This is a genomic window from Arthrobacter sp. C152, assembly GCF_054890965.1.
In genome coordinates this window covers 13,554-27,765 of sequence record NZ_JBTZSU010000007.1, presented here as the reverse complement: position 1 = coordinate 27,765, position 14,212 = coordinate 13,554, and the positions used below count along the sequence as shown (strand labels likewise).

The window sequence follows — 14,212 nt, the reverse complement described above, 5'->3', positions numbered from 1 at the left end:
AACATTCAGAACCGAGTAGATAAGGACGGGTGAAATATGCATCAGCTGATCATCTCAGCCGCCGCTGAGGGCGACGTCAACCCCCTTGTTCCCAATGGCTGGGAAATGCTGGTTGTCTTCGTTGGCTTCGCCATCCTCTTTTTCATCGTGGTCAAGTTTGTTGTCCCGATGTTCGAGAAGACCTTCGCCGAGCGTGCCGAGGCCATTGAAGGCGGCATCGCCAAGGCTGAAAAGGCCCAGGCTGAGGCGTCTGCTGCACTCGAAGAGTACAAGCAGCAGCTGACCGACGCCCGCACCGAAGCCAACCGCATCCGTGAGGAAGCCCGCGCCGAAGGTGCCCAGATCCTCGCGGATCTCAAGGAGAAGGCGGCAGCCGAGTCTGCCCGCATCACCGCACAGGCCCACGCGCAGATCGAATCCGAGCGCCAGGCGGCCGTTGTGTCCCTGCGTTCGGAGGTAGGCACCCTGGCCACCACCCTTGCCGGCCGCATCGTGGGCGAAGCCCTCGACGACGACGCCCGCGCAGCTCGCGTCGTTGACCGGTTCCTGGCAGATCTGGAGACCCAGAACGCAGGTGCAGCTAAATAATGGCAGGCGTATCGAGCGAATCGCTGGCAACAGCCCTGGCCGCACTGGAAGCGAAGCTTCCCACGGCGTCGCTGCAGCTGGCAAAGGAACTCTTCGGAATCCTGGGAATGGTGGACAGCTCGGCTGGCTTGCGCCGTGCCCTGACTGACCCGTCCCGCAACGGAGACGAAAAGTCGGCGCTGGTCAGGCAGCTGGTTGGCGGAAAAGTCTCCGCTGATGCTGCTGAGATCGCGGGCGGATTGGCCAGCTCACGCTGGGCAACGGCCCGGGACATCGGCGATGCACTCGAGACTCTTGCCGCAACGGTGGTCATTTCCGTTGCTGAAAACAAGTCGGCCGTTTCTGCCTCCGGAATCACTGGCCTGGAAGAACTGGAGAACGACCTGTTCTCCTTCAACCAGGCTGTTGCCTCCAGCCATGAGGTACAACGTGCTCTGTCCGAGCCGCAGGCAAGCGGTGCAGCCAAGGCTGCGCTTGCCGAAAAACTGGTGCCCGGCATCAGCGAGGAAGCAAAGGTCCTCGTCAGCCAGGCAGTTACCCAGCCGCGCGGCATCAAGGCCACCCGGCTGGTGGAGCGGTTCGCCGAACTGGCGGCCAAGCGGCAGCAGCGCTGGATTGCAACGGTCAGTGTGACCCGTCCCCTGACGCCGACGCAGCTGGCACGCCTGCAGGCGGGCCTGAATGCCCTGTACGGGCGGGAACTGAAGGTCAACGTCAACGTTGATCCGGCACTCATCGGCGGCATCCGCGTCCAGGTGGGCGACGAAGTGCTTGACGCTTCCGTCCTCGCCCGGCTGAGCGAGCTGCAACGCCAGCTGGCCGGCTAGCCGGACAAGCACCAACAAACTGATAGAAACCCCGGTCGCCGTTTGCGGCGATCACAAACAGGAGAGCAGGGACTGCAGATGGCCGAATTGACCATCAACGCCGACGACGTCCGTAATGCGCTGAACGAGTTCGCGGCGTCCTACGAACCCGGGAACGCAGAGCGCGTAGAGGTCGGCCGCGTAACCACCGCTAGTGACGGCATCGCCCGTGTTGAGGGCCTTCCCTCGGTCATGGCGAACGAGCTGCTGCGCTTCGAGGACGGCACCCTGGGCCTGGCCCAGAACCTTGACGTCCGCGAAATCGGCGTCATCATCCTCGGTGACTTCACCGGCATCGAAGAAGGCCAGGAAGTCCACCGTACGGGACAGGTTCTGTCCGTTCCCGTCGGTGACGCCTTCCTCGGCCGCGTCGTTGACCCGCTGGGCGTGCCCATCGACGACCTTGGCGAAATCAAGGCTGAAACCACCCGCGCGCTGGAGCTCCAGGCTCCCGGCGTGACCCAGCGCAAGTCGGTGCACGAGCCGATGCAGACCGGCCTCAAGGCCATCGACGCGATGATCCCGATCGGCCGCGGCCAGCGCCAGCTGATCATTGGCGACCGCCAGACCGGCAAGTCCGCCATCGCGATCGACACCATCATCAACCAGAAGGCCAACTGGGCTTCCGGTGATGTGACCAAGCAGGTCCGCTGCATCTACGTCGCCATCGGCCAGAAGGCGTCCACGATTGCCGCCATCCGCCAGACCCTCGAGGACAACGGCGCGCTGGAGTACACCACCATCGTGGCCTCTCCCGCTTCCGACCCCGCAGGCTTCAAGTACCTGGCACCGTACGCCGGTTCGGCCATCGGCCAGCACTGGATGTACGGCGGCAAGCACGTCCTGATCGTGTTCGATGACCTGTCCAAGCAGGCCGAGGCCTACCGTGCAGTGTCGCTGCTGCTCCGCCGCCCGCCGGGACGTGAAGCCTACCCGGGCGACGTCTTCTACCTGCACTCCCGCCTGCTGGAGCGTTGCGCCAAGCTCTCCGACGAGCTCGGTGCCGGTTCCATGACGGGCCTGCCGCTGATCGAGACCAAGGCGAACGACGTTTCCGCCTACATCCCGACCAACGTCATCTCCATCACCGATGGCCAGATCTTCCTGCAGTCGGACCTCTTCAACGCCAACCAGCGTCCTGCTGTTGACGTGGGTGTGTCCGTGTCCCGCGTGGGTGGTGCCGCGCAGGTGAAGTCCATGAAGAAGGTCTCCGGTACGTTGAAGCTGGACCTGGCCCAGTACCGCGACATGCAGGCGTTTGCCATGTTCGCCTCCGACCTGGATGCCGCGTCCCGCCAGCAGCTGACGCGTGGCGCCCGCCTGATGGAACTGCTCAAGCAGGGCCAGTACTCGCCGTTCCCGGTCGAGGACCAGGTTGTATCCATCTGGGCAGGCACCAACGGCTACCTGGACGATGTCCCGGTTGAGGACATCAGCCGCTTCGAAGCCGAGTTCCTGGAGCACCTGCGCCACAAGTCCTCGATCCTCACCACGCTGGCACAGACCAACGTGCTGGACGACGACACCGTTGCAGCCCTGAAGTCCTCGATCGTCGACTTCAAGAAGGGTTTCTTCGGCCAGGGCGACAACCAGCTGGTAGGCGCCGGCCACGAGGAGCATGAAGCCATCTCCGAGGGCGACGTTGACCAGGAAAAGATCGTCAAGCAGAAGCGCTAGTTCCGCTTCGTCCGGGTGTGCCGGGCCAAATGGCCCGGCACACCCGGCGACGGAATGTTAGGAAAGGATAAGTATGGGAGCCCAGATCCGGGTCTACCGCCAGAAGATCAGCTCGACCACGTCGATGCGCAAGATCTTCAAGGCGATGGAACTGATCGCTACCTCGCGCATCGGGAAGGCCCGTGCGCGCGTAGCAGCTTCACTGCCTTACGCGAACGCGATCACGCGCGCCGTTTCTGCTGTCGCCAGCCAAAGCGAAATCGACCACCCGCTGACCACTGAGCCCGCGCAGATCCGCCGCGCCGCCGTTCTGGTAATTACCTCGGACCGCGGCCTGGCCGGTTCCTACTCGGCCAGCGTCCTCAAGCAGGCGGAAGGTCTCAACGAGCTGCTCCACGCCGAAGGCAAGGAAGTCAAGACCTACCTCGTGGGCCGCAAGGCCCAGGCCTACTTCGATTTCCGGAGCCGCGAGTACGCGCGGGTCTGGACCGGAGGAACCGACGCTCCGGAGTTCGGCACCGCACGGGAAATCGGAGAAGCGCTGCTGTCAGACTTCGCTGCCGACTTCGAAGACGGCGGCGTGGACGAAATCCATGTTGTCTACACCCGCTTCAAGTCGATGGTTACCCAGGAGCCCACGGTCATCCGCCTCCTGCCGCTGGAAGTTGTGGAAGAGCAGGCGTCCGAATCGGATCTGCTGCCGCTCTACGAGTTCGAGCCGGAAACCGAGCAGGTCCTGGATGCGCTGCTGCCGCGCTACATCGAAGCGCGCCTGTTCGCGGCGATGCTGCAGGCCGCTGCCTCGGAGCTGGCTGCCCGCCAGCGCGCGATGAAGTCGGCAGGCGACAACGCAACGGAACTGATCAAGAAGTACACGCGACTGCGCAACACGGCCCGCCAGGCCGAAATCACGCAGGAACTCTCCGAGATTGTTGCCGGTGCCGACGCCCTGGCGTCGTAGCTTCTGCCGCCCTCGGTTCCCGCGGAACCAGCACCACCACAGATAAACTTAACCCCACGCCATCTACTGAGTGAAGTGAGAGAGATGACTGCCACTGCTACCGAACACGTAGCCGCAACGGCCGGTGCCACCGGCCGTATTGCGCGTGTCATCGGCCCGGTTGTCGACGTCGAATTCCCGGCTGACGCAATCCCGTCGATCTACAACGCCCTCACCACCGAGATTACTCTCAACGGTGAAACCAAGACCATCACGTTCGAGACCTCCCAGCACCTGGGTGACAACCTCGTCCGCGCCATCTCCCTGCAGGCAACCGACGGACTCGTCCGCGGCACCTCGGTAGCGGACACCGGTGCGCCCATCTCCGTGCCCGTCGGTGACGGCGTCAAGGGCCACATCTTCAACGTTCTGGGCCAGCCCCTGGACGTTGCCGAGTCGGAGCTGGACATCAGCGAACGCTGGCCGATCCACCGCAAGGCTCCCAGCTTCGCGTCCCTCGAAGGCTCCACCGAGATGCTCGAGACAGGCATCAAGGTCATCGACCTCCTCACCCCGTACATCAAGGGTGGAAAGATCGGCCTGTTCGGTGGCGCCGGCGTGGGCAAGACCGTTCTGATCCAGGAAATGATCACCCGTGTTGCCCGCAACTTCGGTGGTACTTCCGTTTTCGCCGGTGTTGGCGAGCGTACCCGTGAGGGCAACGACCTCTGGGTTGAAATGGAAGAGGCAGGCGTCCTCAAGGACACCGCCCTTGTGTTCGGCCAGATGGATGAGCCGCCGGGAACGCGTCTGCGCGTGGCCCTGTCCGCCCTGACCATGGCGGAGTACTTCCGCGATGTCCAGAACCAGGACGTGCTGCTCTTCATCGACAACATCTTCCGCTTCACCCAGGCCGGTTCCGAGGTTTCCACCCTGCTGGGCCGCATGCCGTCCGCCGTGGGCTACCAGCCCAACCTGGCTGACGAAATGGGCCTCCTGCAGGAGCGCATCACGTCGACCAAGGGCCACTCCATCACCTCGATGCAGGCCATCTACGTCCCCGCTGATGACTACACCGACCCGGCCCCGGCCACGACCTTCGCACACCTGGATGCGACCACGGAACTGTCCCGTGAAATCGCCTCCCGTGGTCTGTACCCGGCCGTTGACCCGCTGACGTCCACCTCGCGCATCCTGGACCCCCAGTACATCGGCAAGGACCACTACAACACGGCCGTCCGTGTGAAGCAGATCCTGCAGAAGAACAAGGAACTCCAGGACATCATCGCCATCCTCGGTGTCGATGAACTCTCCGAAGAGGACAAGATCGTCGTGTCACGTGCACGCCGCATCCAGCAGTTCCTCTCGCAGAACACCTACACCGCCAAGCAGTTCACCGGCGTCGAAGGCTCCACGGTTTCCATCAAGGACACCGTCGAAGGCTTCGCAGCCATCTGCGACGGCGAGCTGGACCACATCGCGGAGCAGGCGTTCTTCAACGTCGGTGGCCTCGATGACGTTGAGCGCCAGTGGGCCAAGATCCAGGAACAGACCAAGTAATATGGCTGAGCTTGAGGTTGAGATTGTCGCAGCGGACCACTTCGTGTGGTCCGGAGCGGCCAAGATGGTCAAGGCCCGCACCAGCGATGGTGAAATCGGAATCCTGCCCGGCCACTCGCCCCTGCTGGCGATCCTGGCCGAAGGTGAACTGGCGATCCAGCCGGTTTCCGGGGACCGTATTGCGGTAGACGTCGACGGCGGATTCTTCTCCGTGGACAACAACCGTGTGGTTATCGTTGCTGACAACGCCCAGCTGGGCGGCTCGGCTACCGCTGGGATCCGCTAGCACGACCTTGATGGACGCAGCAGATTTTCCGTTCATCGCCTTGGCAGTCACTTTCGGATTGCTGATTTTCGCACTGTGCCTTTCGGGGGTGCGCCGCTTCAACCTGCGGCGTGCCCTCGGCACGGTGGACGCCTCCATTTGCATGGCTGGGAACAGCTGGCAGATGGGGGTTTGTCGTTATCAGGACGACTGTCTCGAATGGTTCCGGCTGATCTCGTTGAGCGTCCGTCCCAAGTACACGTTCCGGCGCAGTTCCCTTGAGCTCCTGGGCCGCCGGCAACCTACCGAGGCCGAAGCCGTGAAGGTCCAGCCCGACGTCGTGATCGTCGAACTGCGGTACGAGGGCCATGACCTGCGCCTCGCCATGAAATTCGATGCCTACACCGGCCTGTCCTCCTGGCTGGAAGCGGGACCGGTCATCGGCGTGGGGACCTGGCGCTAGCCAACGTGGACTGGCTCTCAGACATCCGGCTCACGGACGGGCCCCTGTACTGGACCGTCCTGGTATTGGGAACAGGCGCTGCCGCCTTCCTCCTGGTGCCTCCCCGGTGCGCCCCGGCGAGGCTGTGGATCCTGCGCATCATCGGCGCGGCGGCCGCCGCTTTCGCCCTGGTGGGGTCCGTGCACTGGGCCCTGATCAATGTCTTTACCGTCTTTCCCGAGGACCTTCCGGACCCGGTGCTGATGTGGCTGGTGCCCGGCGTCGCGGCCGTCCTGCTGGCCCTTCTCAGGCTGCCGTGGACGGGCTGGCGTGGACGCGGGGCAGGAGTGCTGGCGGCTCTCTTGGTGGTGCTGCTCTCGGCACTGCAGATCAACGCCTATTTCGGGCTGAACAGGACCGTCAGCGACCTCGCGGGGACCGCGTTGGCCCGCATCCCCGCCCTGGAACAGGACCTCATACGCCATGCCGGTGAATCCGACGGGCTGCCGCTGAAGGGCTGGAAGCCCGACGGGGACCTGCCCGCCGGGGGCGTCCTGCGGAAATCCGCGATTCCCGGAACAGCGTCCGGAATGAACAACCGTGATGCCTACATCTACCTGCCCCCGGCCTACTTTGCCCGCAACCGTCCCGCCCTTCCAGTCCTGGTCCTGGTGGCAGGCCAGCCCGGCGGCCCCGCTGACTGGCTCACCGGTGGCGCCATCCGGGGACACATGGACTCCTTCGCTGCGGCCCACGGCGGGGTGGCGCCGGTGGTGGTGATTCCCGATCCCAACGGCTCCCAGTCGGCCAACACCATGTGCATGGACAGCAAGATCGCCAACGCGGACACCTACCTGTCCCAGGACGTGCCGCGCTGGATCAGTTCCACGCTGGCCATCGACACCAACCACAGCCACTGGGCGGTGGGCGGCTTCTCCTTCGGGGGAACCTGCGCTGTCCAGATGGGCACCAGGCATCCCGACGTCTTCGCCGAAGTCCTGGCGTTCTCCAGCGAAGCGGAGCCGGCCATCGCCAAGGAACGCCAGAAGACCATTGACGCTTCCTTCCCGGGGAACCCGGAGGAATTCACCAAACAGTTGCCCCTGGAGATCATGAAACACCAACGGTTCGAGGCCAGCGGCATGTACCTGACCGCGGGCCAGAACGACCCCGAATTCGTGGGGTACCTCCACACCCTGGCGACGGCAGCGGAGTCTGCCGGCTTCACCGTCCGGGCGTACGAAGTGGAACACACCGGCCACTCCTGGGACACCTCGTCGAAACGGATCGCCGATGCGCTGCAGTTCCTGACAGACCAGTGGGGGATCCAGCCGTGAGCGCCCCGACCCGGGACCGCACGGTGGCCCTGATGTGGTCCAGCGTCGGCCGGCCGGCGGTCCGGCAGGCCCTGGAGACGCTGAAGTCGATGCCGCTGACCCTGGTGGTCCTTGCGGTCTTCCTGGCCGCCGGGGCCGCGACCGGCAGCTACCTGGAAGGGCCGCCCGAGCAGCTGTTGTGGCTGGCGTCGGTCAGCGGTCCGGGACTGCGCGACGGCAACTGGTGGCAGCTGTTCACCAGCATCTTCTTCGCCACCAATCCGCTCGCGTACGTCACCGCATCCCTGATGATCGTCCTGCTGCTGGGACTGGCGGAGCGAAGGCTGGGCCGGCGCGCCGCCGTCGGACTGTTCTTCGGCGGCCAGTTCGCTGCCGTGACGGTCTTCCTGCTGGTCACCCAGCTGGCAGTGTACGGCGGCGACGGCTGGCTGGACCGGATGGTCAATGACCGGCTGATCGGGCCGTACGCTCCCGTCCTGACCGCGGGGCTGGCCGCCAGCGCCCGCATGCCGCTGCTCTGGCAGCGCCGGCTCCGTACGGCGGTGCTCTCGATCTCCCTCCTGCTGGTTCTTTACGTCGGGCACGCCGAGACCGTGATCGGCCTGATCGGCGCGCTGCTGGGCCTCCTCGCCGGCTGGTGGATCCAGGGGGACCAGGGGCGGCTGCACCGGCACCGGTCCACCGGCCGGGAGACGAGGAACCTGCTGGCGCTCACCGTAGCCGTCTTTGCCGTGGGGCCCATCCTCACCGGGATCACCCGGGCTCCCACCGGGCCGCTGGCCTTGCTGCGCGATGTGGTGCTCAGCCCCATGCCCACCCTCAGCCAGTTGGTCTTCAACTGCGGCGCCACCGTGGACCCTTCCTGCCTGGAGACGGGCCGGGCCGGATTTGCGGGACCCTTCGGGCTTGCCCTGGCCATCGTCCCGGTCATCCTGCTGCTGATCTGCGCTGACGGCATGCGCCGCGGCCGCCGGCTGGCACTGAACATCGCCCTTGGCATCCAACTGGCGGTGACGGCCCTGGCGGCCGTCTACCTCACCCTGTTCGCCCTGGTCCCGTCACGGCTGCAGGGCCCGCACGCAACACCCCTGTCCTCAGCCTTCGCCCACGTGCTGCCCCTCGTCGTCGTGCCGCTGCTGCTGTCCGTGGTGCTGTGGCTCAACCGGAGGCAATTCCGCGTGCAAACCCAGCCCGGGGCCCGGCGCACACTTGGCGTGGTGGTCGGCGGGACCTGGCTGACCCTGGCCAGTTTCTACACCGTTGCCTGGCTCGGTTCCGGCGGCCTGAACCGCGACGGGGGAGTGCTGGGACTGCTGGCCGAGTTGGCACGGCAGTACGTCCCCGTCCCCATACCGCAGAATTTCCGCCGGGTCTTCGGGGCCCGGGACAGCGCCGAGGCGTTCCTGTTTGCCTATTCCGGCCCCGTGTTCTGGCTCATCACCCTGGTGGCGGTGTGGTGGGTGCTGGTGGGCCGGCACCACGGCCATGTCTTCAGGCGGCAGGACAGGGACCGCGCCCGGGAACTCCTCCACCAGGGCGGCGGACCGCTGTCCTGGATGGCGCTGTGGGAGCCCAACACCTACTGGTTCAGCCCGGACGGCAAGGGCGCGGTGGCCTTCCAGCAGCATGGCACGGTGGCGCTGACCCTCGGCAACGCGTTCGGGGACCGCCGGCACGAGCAGGCCGTCACGGAGGGGTTCCTGGACTACTGCCGCAGCCAGGCGCTGATCCCGGCGCTCTACTCCTGCGACGACACGCTGTGGCCGGTCCTGCGGGACCGGGGCTATTCGCGGGTAGCGGTGGCACAGGAGACCCGCCTCGCCCTGCACGAGCTCGAGTTCAAGGGCAAGGAGTGGCAGAACGTCCGGACCGCGCTGAACCGCGCGGCGAAGCTTGGGGTCGAGGCCGTCTGGGGCTCCTACCATTCGCTGCCCGCGGCCCTGCGCTCCCGGCTCAATGAGGTGTCAGAGGAATGGGCGGCCGGCAAGTCCGTTCCGGAAATGGGCTTCACCCTCGGCGGCGTTGACGAGCTCGACGACGAGGAAGTCCTTTGCTGCCTCGCCGTTGACGGCAACGGCACGGTCCACGGCGTGACCAGTTGGCTTCCGGTGTACGACGGCGGGCGGCTGGTCAGCCGGACACTGGACGTCATGCGCCGGGGCACCGAGGGATTCCCGGGGGTGATGGAGTTCCTCATTGCTTCCGCCGTGCTGGAGCTGCGGGATTCCGTGGATGTGATTTCGCTGTCGGGCTCACCGCTGGCCAGCCGGCCCGACGTCCAGCCGGACTCCGGTGCTGACGCCGGTGCCGACGGCACGGCCGGCGGCGGCTCCCGTGATGAGGAGGCGGAGAACCTGGTCCGGATCCTGGACCTGGTGGGCCATGCCCTGGAGCCTGTCTACGGGTTCCGCTCGCTCGCGGCTTTCAAGTCCCGGTTCAAGCCCGAGTACCGCGCCCTGTACCTCTACTACCAGGACCCGCTGCACCTGCCGGCGATCGGCAGGGCCCTCACCAGGGCCTACCTCCCGGGGCTGTCCCTGGCCCAGGGGGCCCGCCTGGTGCGGAAACTGGTGTCATGATGCTGGTGCCATGATGTCCGGGCCGGAAGGATTTCCCTTATAGCGCCGGGAAACAAGGCGGTTTATCCGCGGTTGTTCCAAGGAGCCGGAATGCCTCCGGGCCACGGCATAAAAAATGATCCCCCGGCGCAATTGCCGGGGGATCATCGAATTCCGTTGACGGCCGCGCAGGCGGCCGGACGGGGTAAGACTAGACGACCGTTACGCCGGTGGCCTGCGGGCCCTTGGCGCCCTGGCCGATCTCGAACTGAACGCGCTGGTTCTCGTCGAGGGTCTTGAAGCCGCCGGTCTGGATCTCCGAGTAGTGAACGAAGACGTCGCCGTCGGAGTCGTCCGGGGTAATGAAGCCGAAGCCCTTTTCAGCGTTGAACCATTTGACGGTTCCCTGTGCCATTTATTTCTCCTCATTGTGGAACTTATTTAAGAACGGCACACCTCGCGCCGGTCTTGGTCACTCCGCGAGAAGAATCCTGGATTGCCTTGCCTGGAAAGGGCTGGCGCTGCAGGAGCTTCGCGCTCGCAACATGTCTTGCGAGCATGAAAAACACCTACACAAAGACTGAGACAAGAATTTCATGCCCGTTCCCGCAGGTCAACGGCCCGAACAGGAAATCGGATAAATTTTGGGTAAAAAGCCCGTAACTAGAACAGCCGCGATTCGATGTCATCGACGCCTCGCATGGCGTCGTAGTCGAGGGTGACGCAGTCGATGCCGCGGTCGTTGGCGAGGACCTTGGCCTGCGGTTTGATCTGCTGGGCGGCAAAGATCCCCCGGACGGGCGCCAGCAGCGGGTCGCGGTTCAGCAGCTCCAGGTAGCGCGTCAGCTGTTCCACGCCGTCGATGTCACCGCGGCGCTTAAGCTCAATCGCCACGGTGGCTCCGTCGGCGTCCCGGGCCAGGATGTCCACCGGCCCGATCGCGGTGAAGTACTCCCGCCGGATCAGGGAGTATCCCGGCCCCAGCGTCTCGATCTGCTCGGCCAGCAGCCGCTGCAGGTCCGCTTCCACCCCGTCCTTGATCAGGCCCGGGTCCACCCCGAGGTCGTGGGAGGACTCACTGAGTTTTTCGTGGATGTTGATGATGAGCCGGTCATCGGTCTTGGCCGACTGGACGGTCCACTGCTCCACCACGCCGAGTTCCAGGTCCACGTCGTCCGGCGAGGACACCCGGAGCGTGGCCGGCGGGCTCATCCAGTTCAACGGCTTGTAGGAGCCGCCGTCCGAGTGCACCAGCACGGAACCGTCCGCCTTCACCAGCAGCAGCCTGATGGCCAGCGGGAGGTGGGCTTTGAGCCGGCCAACATAATCAACGGAGCAATGGGCTATCACAAGTCGCACGCCGTACAGACTACCCGGTGGGCCGCCGGTGGGCCGTGCCGGCGCCCGGCGCCGCCCGCGGCCTGGGGCAGAATGGATACATGCCGCGCTCCAACCGTCCCCGCCGTCCAGCCTCCGGCAAGGGTGCCGCCTCCGGCAGGGGAGTGGGGCGCAGGAACAGTGCCGACGTGCCTGAACTGGACCTGGAACGGGCCCGCGCCGGCATCGCCCGCCGCGAGAGCGCACCCGACGGTGAGTGGATGGTCCGGACCATGACCGCGAAGAACGCCGAAAAGACCTACATCTGCCCCGAATGCTCCACGGCCGTGCTGCCCGGGGTCGCGCACCTGGTGGTCTGGAAGGACGACCACCTCTTCGGTGCCGCGGCCGGCCTGGCCGAACGCCGGCACTGGCACACCAACTGCTGGATGTCCCGCAGCTACCGCTACCGCTGACGTCTTCCGCCGCAGCCCTGCCCGGCTCTCGCTAAGCTGGCAGGCATGACTTTTGATCCGGCGTCGTACGACTTCACCCCCTCCGCGGGCCCCGCTCCCATCCGTGCCTCCACTGTGCTGCCCGCGCACCGGGAGAACATCGAGCTGCAGACCGGGGACGGCCACACGCTCGTGGGTGAGCTTGCGCTTCCGGAATCGGGGCCGGTCAGGGCCACCCTGATCACGCTGCACCCGCTGCCCACGCACGGCGGGTTCATGGACTCGCACGTGTTCCGCAAGGCCTCCTACCGGCTGCCCGCGCTCGCCGGCATCGCGGTGCTGCGGTTCAACACCCGCGGCACGGCATCCCCGCGCGGCACCAGCACCGGCGGCTTCGAAGAGGGCATCGGCGAGCGGCATGACGTCGAGGCGGCGGTGCGCTTCGCCGTCGAGCGCGGCCTGCCCAACCGCTGGCTGGTGGGCTGGTCCTTCGGTACGGAGCTGGCGCTGATGTACGGGGCGGTGGAGCCCGTGGCCGCGCAGATCGAGGGGGCGGTGCTGCTGTCACCGCCGCTGCACCGGGCAACGGACAAGCACCTGCAGCAGTGGGCGGAGTCGGGCAAGCCGCTGACAGTGCTGGTGCCGGAGCACGACGACTTCCTGCGGCCTGCCGAAGCCGCCGAGCGATTCGCGCTGGTGCCGCAGGCGCGGGTGGTGGGCGTGGAAGGCGCCAAGCACCTGTGGGTGGGGGAGAAGTACGCCGCCCGGGTGCTCAATGACATCGTGGCACTGGTCAGCCCCGGCACCGCCGGTGCGCTGCCGCAGGAATGGGACGGCCCGACGGCGACGGCCGCCACGTAGGCGGGGAACGGCTTAGTGCTGGTCCTGGCGGACGATGTAGATCTCCCGGACCAGGAGCATGACGGCGGCGGCGGTGGGAATGGCGATCAGGGCACCGAGCACGCCAAGCAGGCTGCCGCCGGCAATCACCGAGATCACCGCGACGGCGCCGGGAACCGCCACAGCCTTCTGCATGATGCGCGGCGAGATGAAGTAGGCCTCGAACTGCAGGTACGCGAAGTAGCAGACGGCGTACACCGCGGCGGCCTGCCAGCCCTCGGTGAGCGAGACGAGAACCACCACGATCCCGGCGATCATGCCGCCCACGAGGGGGATGAAGGCGAGCAGGGCCACCACGAACGCCAGCAGCAGGGCAAAGGGAATGCCCACAATGGACATGACGATGAACGCGAACGTGGCGTTGAGCAGGGCCACGCAGGCCTGGCCGATGACGTAGTTGCCCACGGACCGCGTGATCTCCTCAGACAGGGCGGCCACCCGCTTGCGGCGTGTGCGTGGGGCCAGTCGGTAGCCCCACTTCTTCATGGAGGGCAGCGCCGCGAGGAAGTACAGGCTCAGGACCAGGACAATCAGCGTGCCGAAGAGGGCGTTGGCCACGGTGGACCCGAAGCCCACCACGCCGCCGAAGATCCCGCCCATGGCGGCGGGGTCGTTGACGAACTTGGCCAGTTCCTCGGAGATCCGGTCGCGGATGCCGAACTGGTTGTCCACGCTGTGGAAGAAATCCGAGTCCATGAAGCTGCGCACCCAGTCCGGCGCCTGCTGCACGATTTCGGACACCTGCTCCACGATGGTGGGAATCAGCGTGGCGAAGAATCCCACCACGGCGCCCATCAGGACCGCCACCGATACCAGGATTCCGGCCGGGCGGGGGATCTTCCGGTTCTCCAGCCAGCCCACCACCGGTTCCAGGCCCAGGGCGATGAACAGCGCCGCCACGATCCACAGCAGCAACTGCGTGGTGTGCGAACCGATCCAGTAGACCAGCAATGCCAGGCCCACACCCACCGTTCCCATGAACCCCATGTACAGCGGATGCTGGGGCGACATGCGCGGCCCGGGGTGCCCGAACTGGGGCTCCTCGTCGGTGTCAAGGTCCGCTTCGGGTGCCTGTCCCGAGTACTCGGGCGGCATTTCAAAGCGGAGCCTGGGCTGGGCGCCCGGCAGCGGCTGCCGGAGCCTGCGCACCACCAGGCCAAGGGCCGCAGCGGCGGTGCCCCTGCGCCGGGCCGCCGCCGGCGGAGCCACCGGGGCCGGGGCGTGGCCCCTGGAATCCCCGGAATTTCCGGCTGCCGTGGAGGGCGGGTCCGTCATGTCAGTCACTGGTTTTGGGGGCCTGTTCCGTG

14 protein-coding genes are annotated in these 14,212 nt (G+C 66.0%); 11 read left to right on the top strand and 3 right to left on the bottom strand.

Annotated features, from left to right (window positions below; translation table 11 throughout):
- Positions 1-36: 36 nt before the first annotated feature.
- The 9 genes from ACYSM9_RS06920 to ACYSM9_RS06880 all read left to right on the top strand — a co-directional run bounded on the left by ACYSM9_RS06920 (position 37) and on the right by ACYSM9_RS06880 (position 10,254).
- Positions 37-588 carry a F0F1 ATP synthase subunit B gene (locus tag ACYSM9_RS06920; RefSeq protein WP_461856243.1) on the top strand — a complete coding sequence of 184 codons (552 nt, stop codon included), beginning with the start codon at positions 37-39 and terminating at the stop codon, positions 586-588.
- Complete coding sequence (locus ACYSM9_RS06915; protein WP_461856242.1) at positions 588-1,415, top strand: F0F1 ATP synthase subunit delta; 828 nt, start codon at positions 588-590, stop codon at positions 1,413-1,415. The genes ACYSM9_RS06920 and ACYSM9_RS06915 overlap by 1 nt, the downstream gene beginning before the upstream one ends.
- A 78-nt stretch (positions 1,416-1,493) precedes the next feature.
- The gene (atpA, locus tag ACYSM9_RS06910; RefSeq protein ID WP_461856241.1) at positions 1,494-3,131 is read left to right on the top strand and encodes a F0F1 ATP synthase subunit alpha; all 1,638 of its coding nucleotides are present in this window, start codon (positions 1,494-1,496) and stop codon (positions 3,129-3,131) included.
- A gap of 73 nt (positions 3,132-3,204) precedes the next feature.
- The gene (locus tag ACYSM9_RS06905; RefSeq protein WP_461856240.1) at positions 3,205-4,092 is read left to right on the top strand and encodes a F0F1 ATP synthase subunit gamma; all 888 of its coding nucleotides are present in this window, start codon (positions 3,205-3,207) and stop codon (positions 4,090-4,092) included.
- Between the two features lie 84 nt (positions 4,093-4,176).
- Complete coding sequence (gene atpD, locus ACYSM9_RS06900) at positions 4,177-5,631, top strand: F0F1 ATP synthase subunit beta (protein ID WP_461856239.1); 1,455 nt, start codon at positions 4,177-4,179, stop codon at positions 5,629-5,631.
- 1 nt (position 5,632) lies between these two features.
- Positions 5,633-5,917 (top strand): F0F1 ATP synthase subunit epsilon, encoded by a 285-nt coding sequence (locus ACYSM9_RS06895; protein ID WP_018760117.1) that lies wholly within the window; start codon positions 5,633-5,635, stop codon positions 5,915-5,917.
- 10 nt (positions 5,918-5,927) lie between these two features.
- A complete protein-coding gene (locus ACYSM9_RS06890) occupies positions 5,928-6,359 on the top strand; it encodes a DUF2550 domain-containing protein (RefSeq protein ID WP_461856238.1) in 432 nt (143 codons plus the stop codon).
- Between the two features lie 5 nt (positions 6,360-6,364).
- The gene (locus ACYSM9_RS06885; protein WP_461856237.1) at positions 6,365-7,675 is read left to right on the top strand and encodes an alpha/beta hydrolase; all 1,311 of its coding nucleotides are present in this window, start codon (positions 6,365-6,367) and stop codon (positions 7,673-7,675) included.
- 32 nt (positions 7,676-7,707) lie between these two features.
- Entirely contained in the window at positions 7,708-10,254 is a 2,547-nt protein-coding gene (locus tag ACYSM9_RS06880; RefSeq protein WP_461856413.1) for a bifunctional lysylphosphatidylglycerol flippase/synthetase MprF, read from the top strand.
- A gap of 190 nt (positions 10,255-10,444) precedes the next feature.
- Here the strand turns inward: ACYSM9_RS06880 and ACYSM9_RS06875 are convergent, their stop codons facing one another.
- Both ACYSM9_RS06875 and nucS read right to left on the bottom strand, forming a co-directional pair.
- Positions 10,445-10,648, bottom strand: coding sequence for a cold-shock protein (locus ACYSM9_RS06875; RefSeq protein ID WP_003804766.1), 204 nt, complete (start codon positions 10,646-10,648; stop codon positions 10,445-10,447).
- A gap of 248 nt (positions 10,649-10,896) precedes the next feature.
- Positions 10,897-11,592: an endonuclease NucS gene (gene nucS / locus ACYSM9_RS06870; protein WP_461856236.1), complete on the bottom strand. Its 696-nt coding sequence runs from the start codon at positions 11,590-11,592 to the stop codon at positions 10,897-10,899.
- 80 nt (positions 11,593-11,672) lie between these two features.
- Here nucS and ACYSM9_RS06865 point away from each other — a divergent pair, with 80 nt between their 5' ends.
- Complete coding sequence (locus tag ACYSM9_RS06865; RefSeq protein WP_461856235.1) at positions 11,673-12,026, top strand: ATP/GTP-binding protein; 354 nt, start codon at positions 11,673-11,675, stop codon at positions 12,024-12,026.
- 45 nt (positions 12,027-12,071) lie between these two features.
- The gene (locus ACYSM9_RS06860; RefSeq protein ID WP_461856234.1) at positions 12,072-12,866 is read left to right on the top strand and encodes an alpha/beta hydrolase; all 795 of its coding nucleotides are present in this window, start codon (positions 12,072-12,074) and stop codon (positions 12,864-12,866) included.
- A gap of 12 nt (positions 12,867-12,878) precedes the next feature.
- Here the strand turns inward: ACYSM9_RS06860 and ACYSM9_RS06855 are convergent, their stop codons facing one another.
- Positions 12,879-14,180, bottom strand: a complete 1,302-nt coding sequence (locus tag ACYSM9_RS06855; RefSeq protein WP_461856412.1) for an AI-2E family transporter — start codon at positions 14,178-14,180, stop codon at positions 12,879-12,881.
- Positions 14,181-14,212: the final 32 nt, after the last annotated feature.

Coding starts and splice junctions, on each gene's coding strand:
- ACYSM9_RS06890 (WP_461856238.1), top strand. CDS start 5,928: ATGGACGCAGCAGATTTTCCGTTCATCGCCTTGGCAGTCACTTTCGGA.
- ACYSM9_RS06880 (WP_461856413.1), top strand. CDS start 7,708: ATGTGGTCCAGCGTCGGCCGGCCGGCGGTCCGGCAGGCCCTGGAGACG.
- ACYSM9_RS06860 (WP_461856234.1), top strand. CDS start 12,072: ATGACTTTTGATCCGGCGTCGTACGACTTCACCCCCTCCGCGGGCCCC.
- ACYSM9_RS06895 (WP_018760117.1), top strand. CDS start 5,633: ATGGCTGAGCTTGAGGTTGAGATTGTCGCAGCGGACCACTTCGTGTGG.
- ACYSM9_RS06865 (WP_461856235.1), top strand. CDS start 11,673: ATGCCGCGCTCCAACCGTCCCCGCCGTCCAGCCTCCGGCAAGGGTGCC.
- ACYSM9_RS06905 (WP_461856240.1), top strand. CDS start 3,205: ATGGGAGCCCAGATCCGGGTCTACCGCCAGAAGATCAGCTCGACCACG.
- ACYSM9_RS06920 (WP_461856243.1), top strand. CDS start 37: ATGCATCAGCTGATCATCTCAGCCGCCGCTGAGGGCGACGTCAACCCC.
- ACYSM9_RS06875 (WP_003804766.1), bottom strand. CDS start 10,648: ATGGCACAGGGAACCGTCAAATGGTTCAACGCTGAAAAGGGCTTCGGC.
- ACYSM9_RS06855 (WP_461856412.1), bottom strand. CDS start 14,180: ATGACGGACCCGCCCTCCACGGCAGCCGGAAATTCCGGGGATTCCAGG.
- atpD (WP_461856239.1), top strand. CDS start 4,177: ATGACTGCCACTGCTACCGAACACGTAGCCGCAACGGCCGGTGCCACC.
- atpA (WP_461856241.1), top strand. CDS start 1,494: ATGGCCGAATTGACCATCAACGCCGACGACGTCCGTAATGCGCTGAAC.
- ACYSM9_RS06915 (WP_461856242.1), top strand. CDS start 588: ATGGCAGGCGTATCGAGCGAATCGCTGGCAACAGCCCTGGCCGCACTG.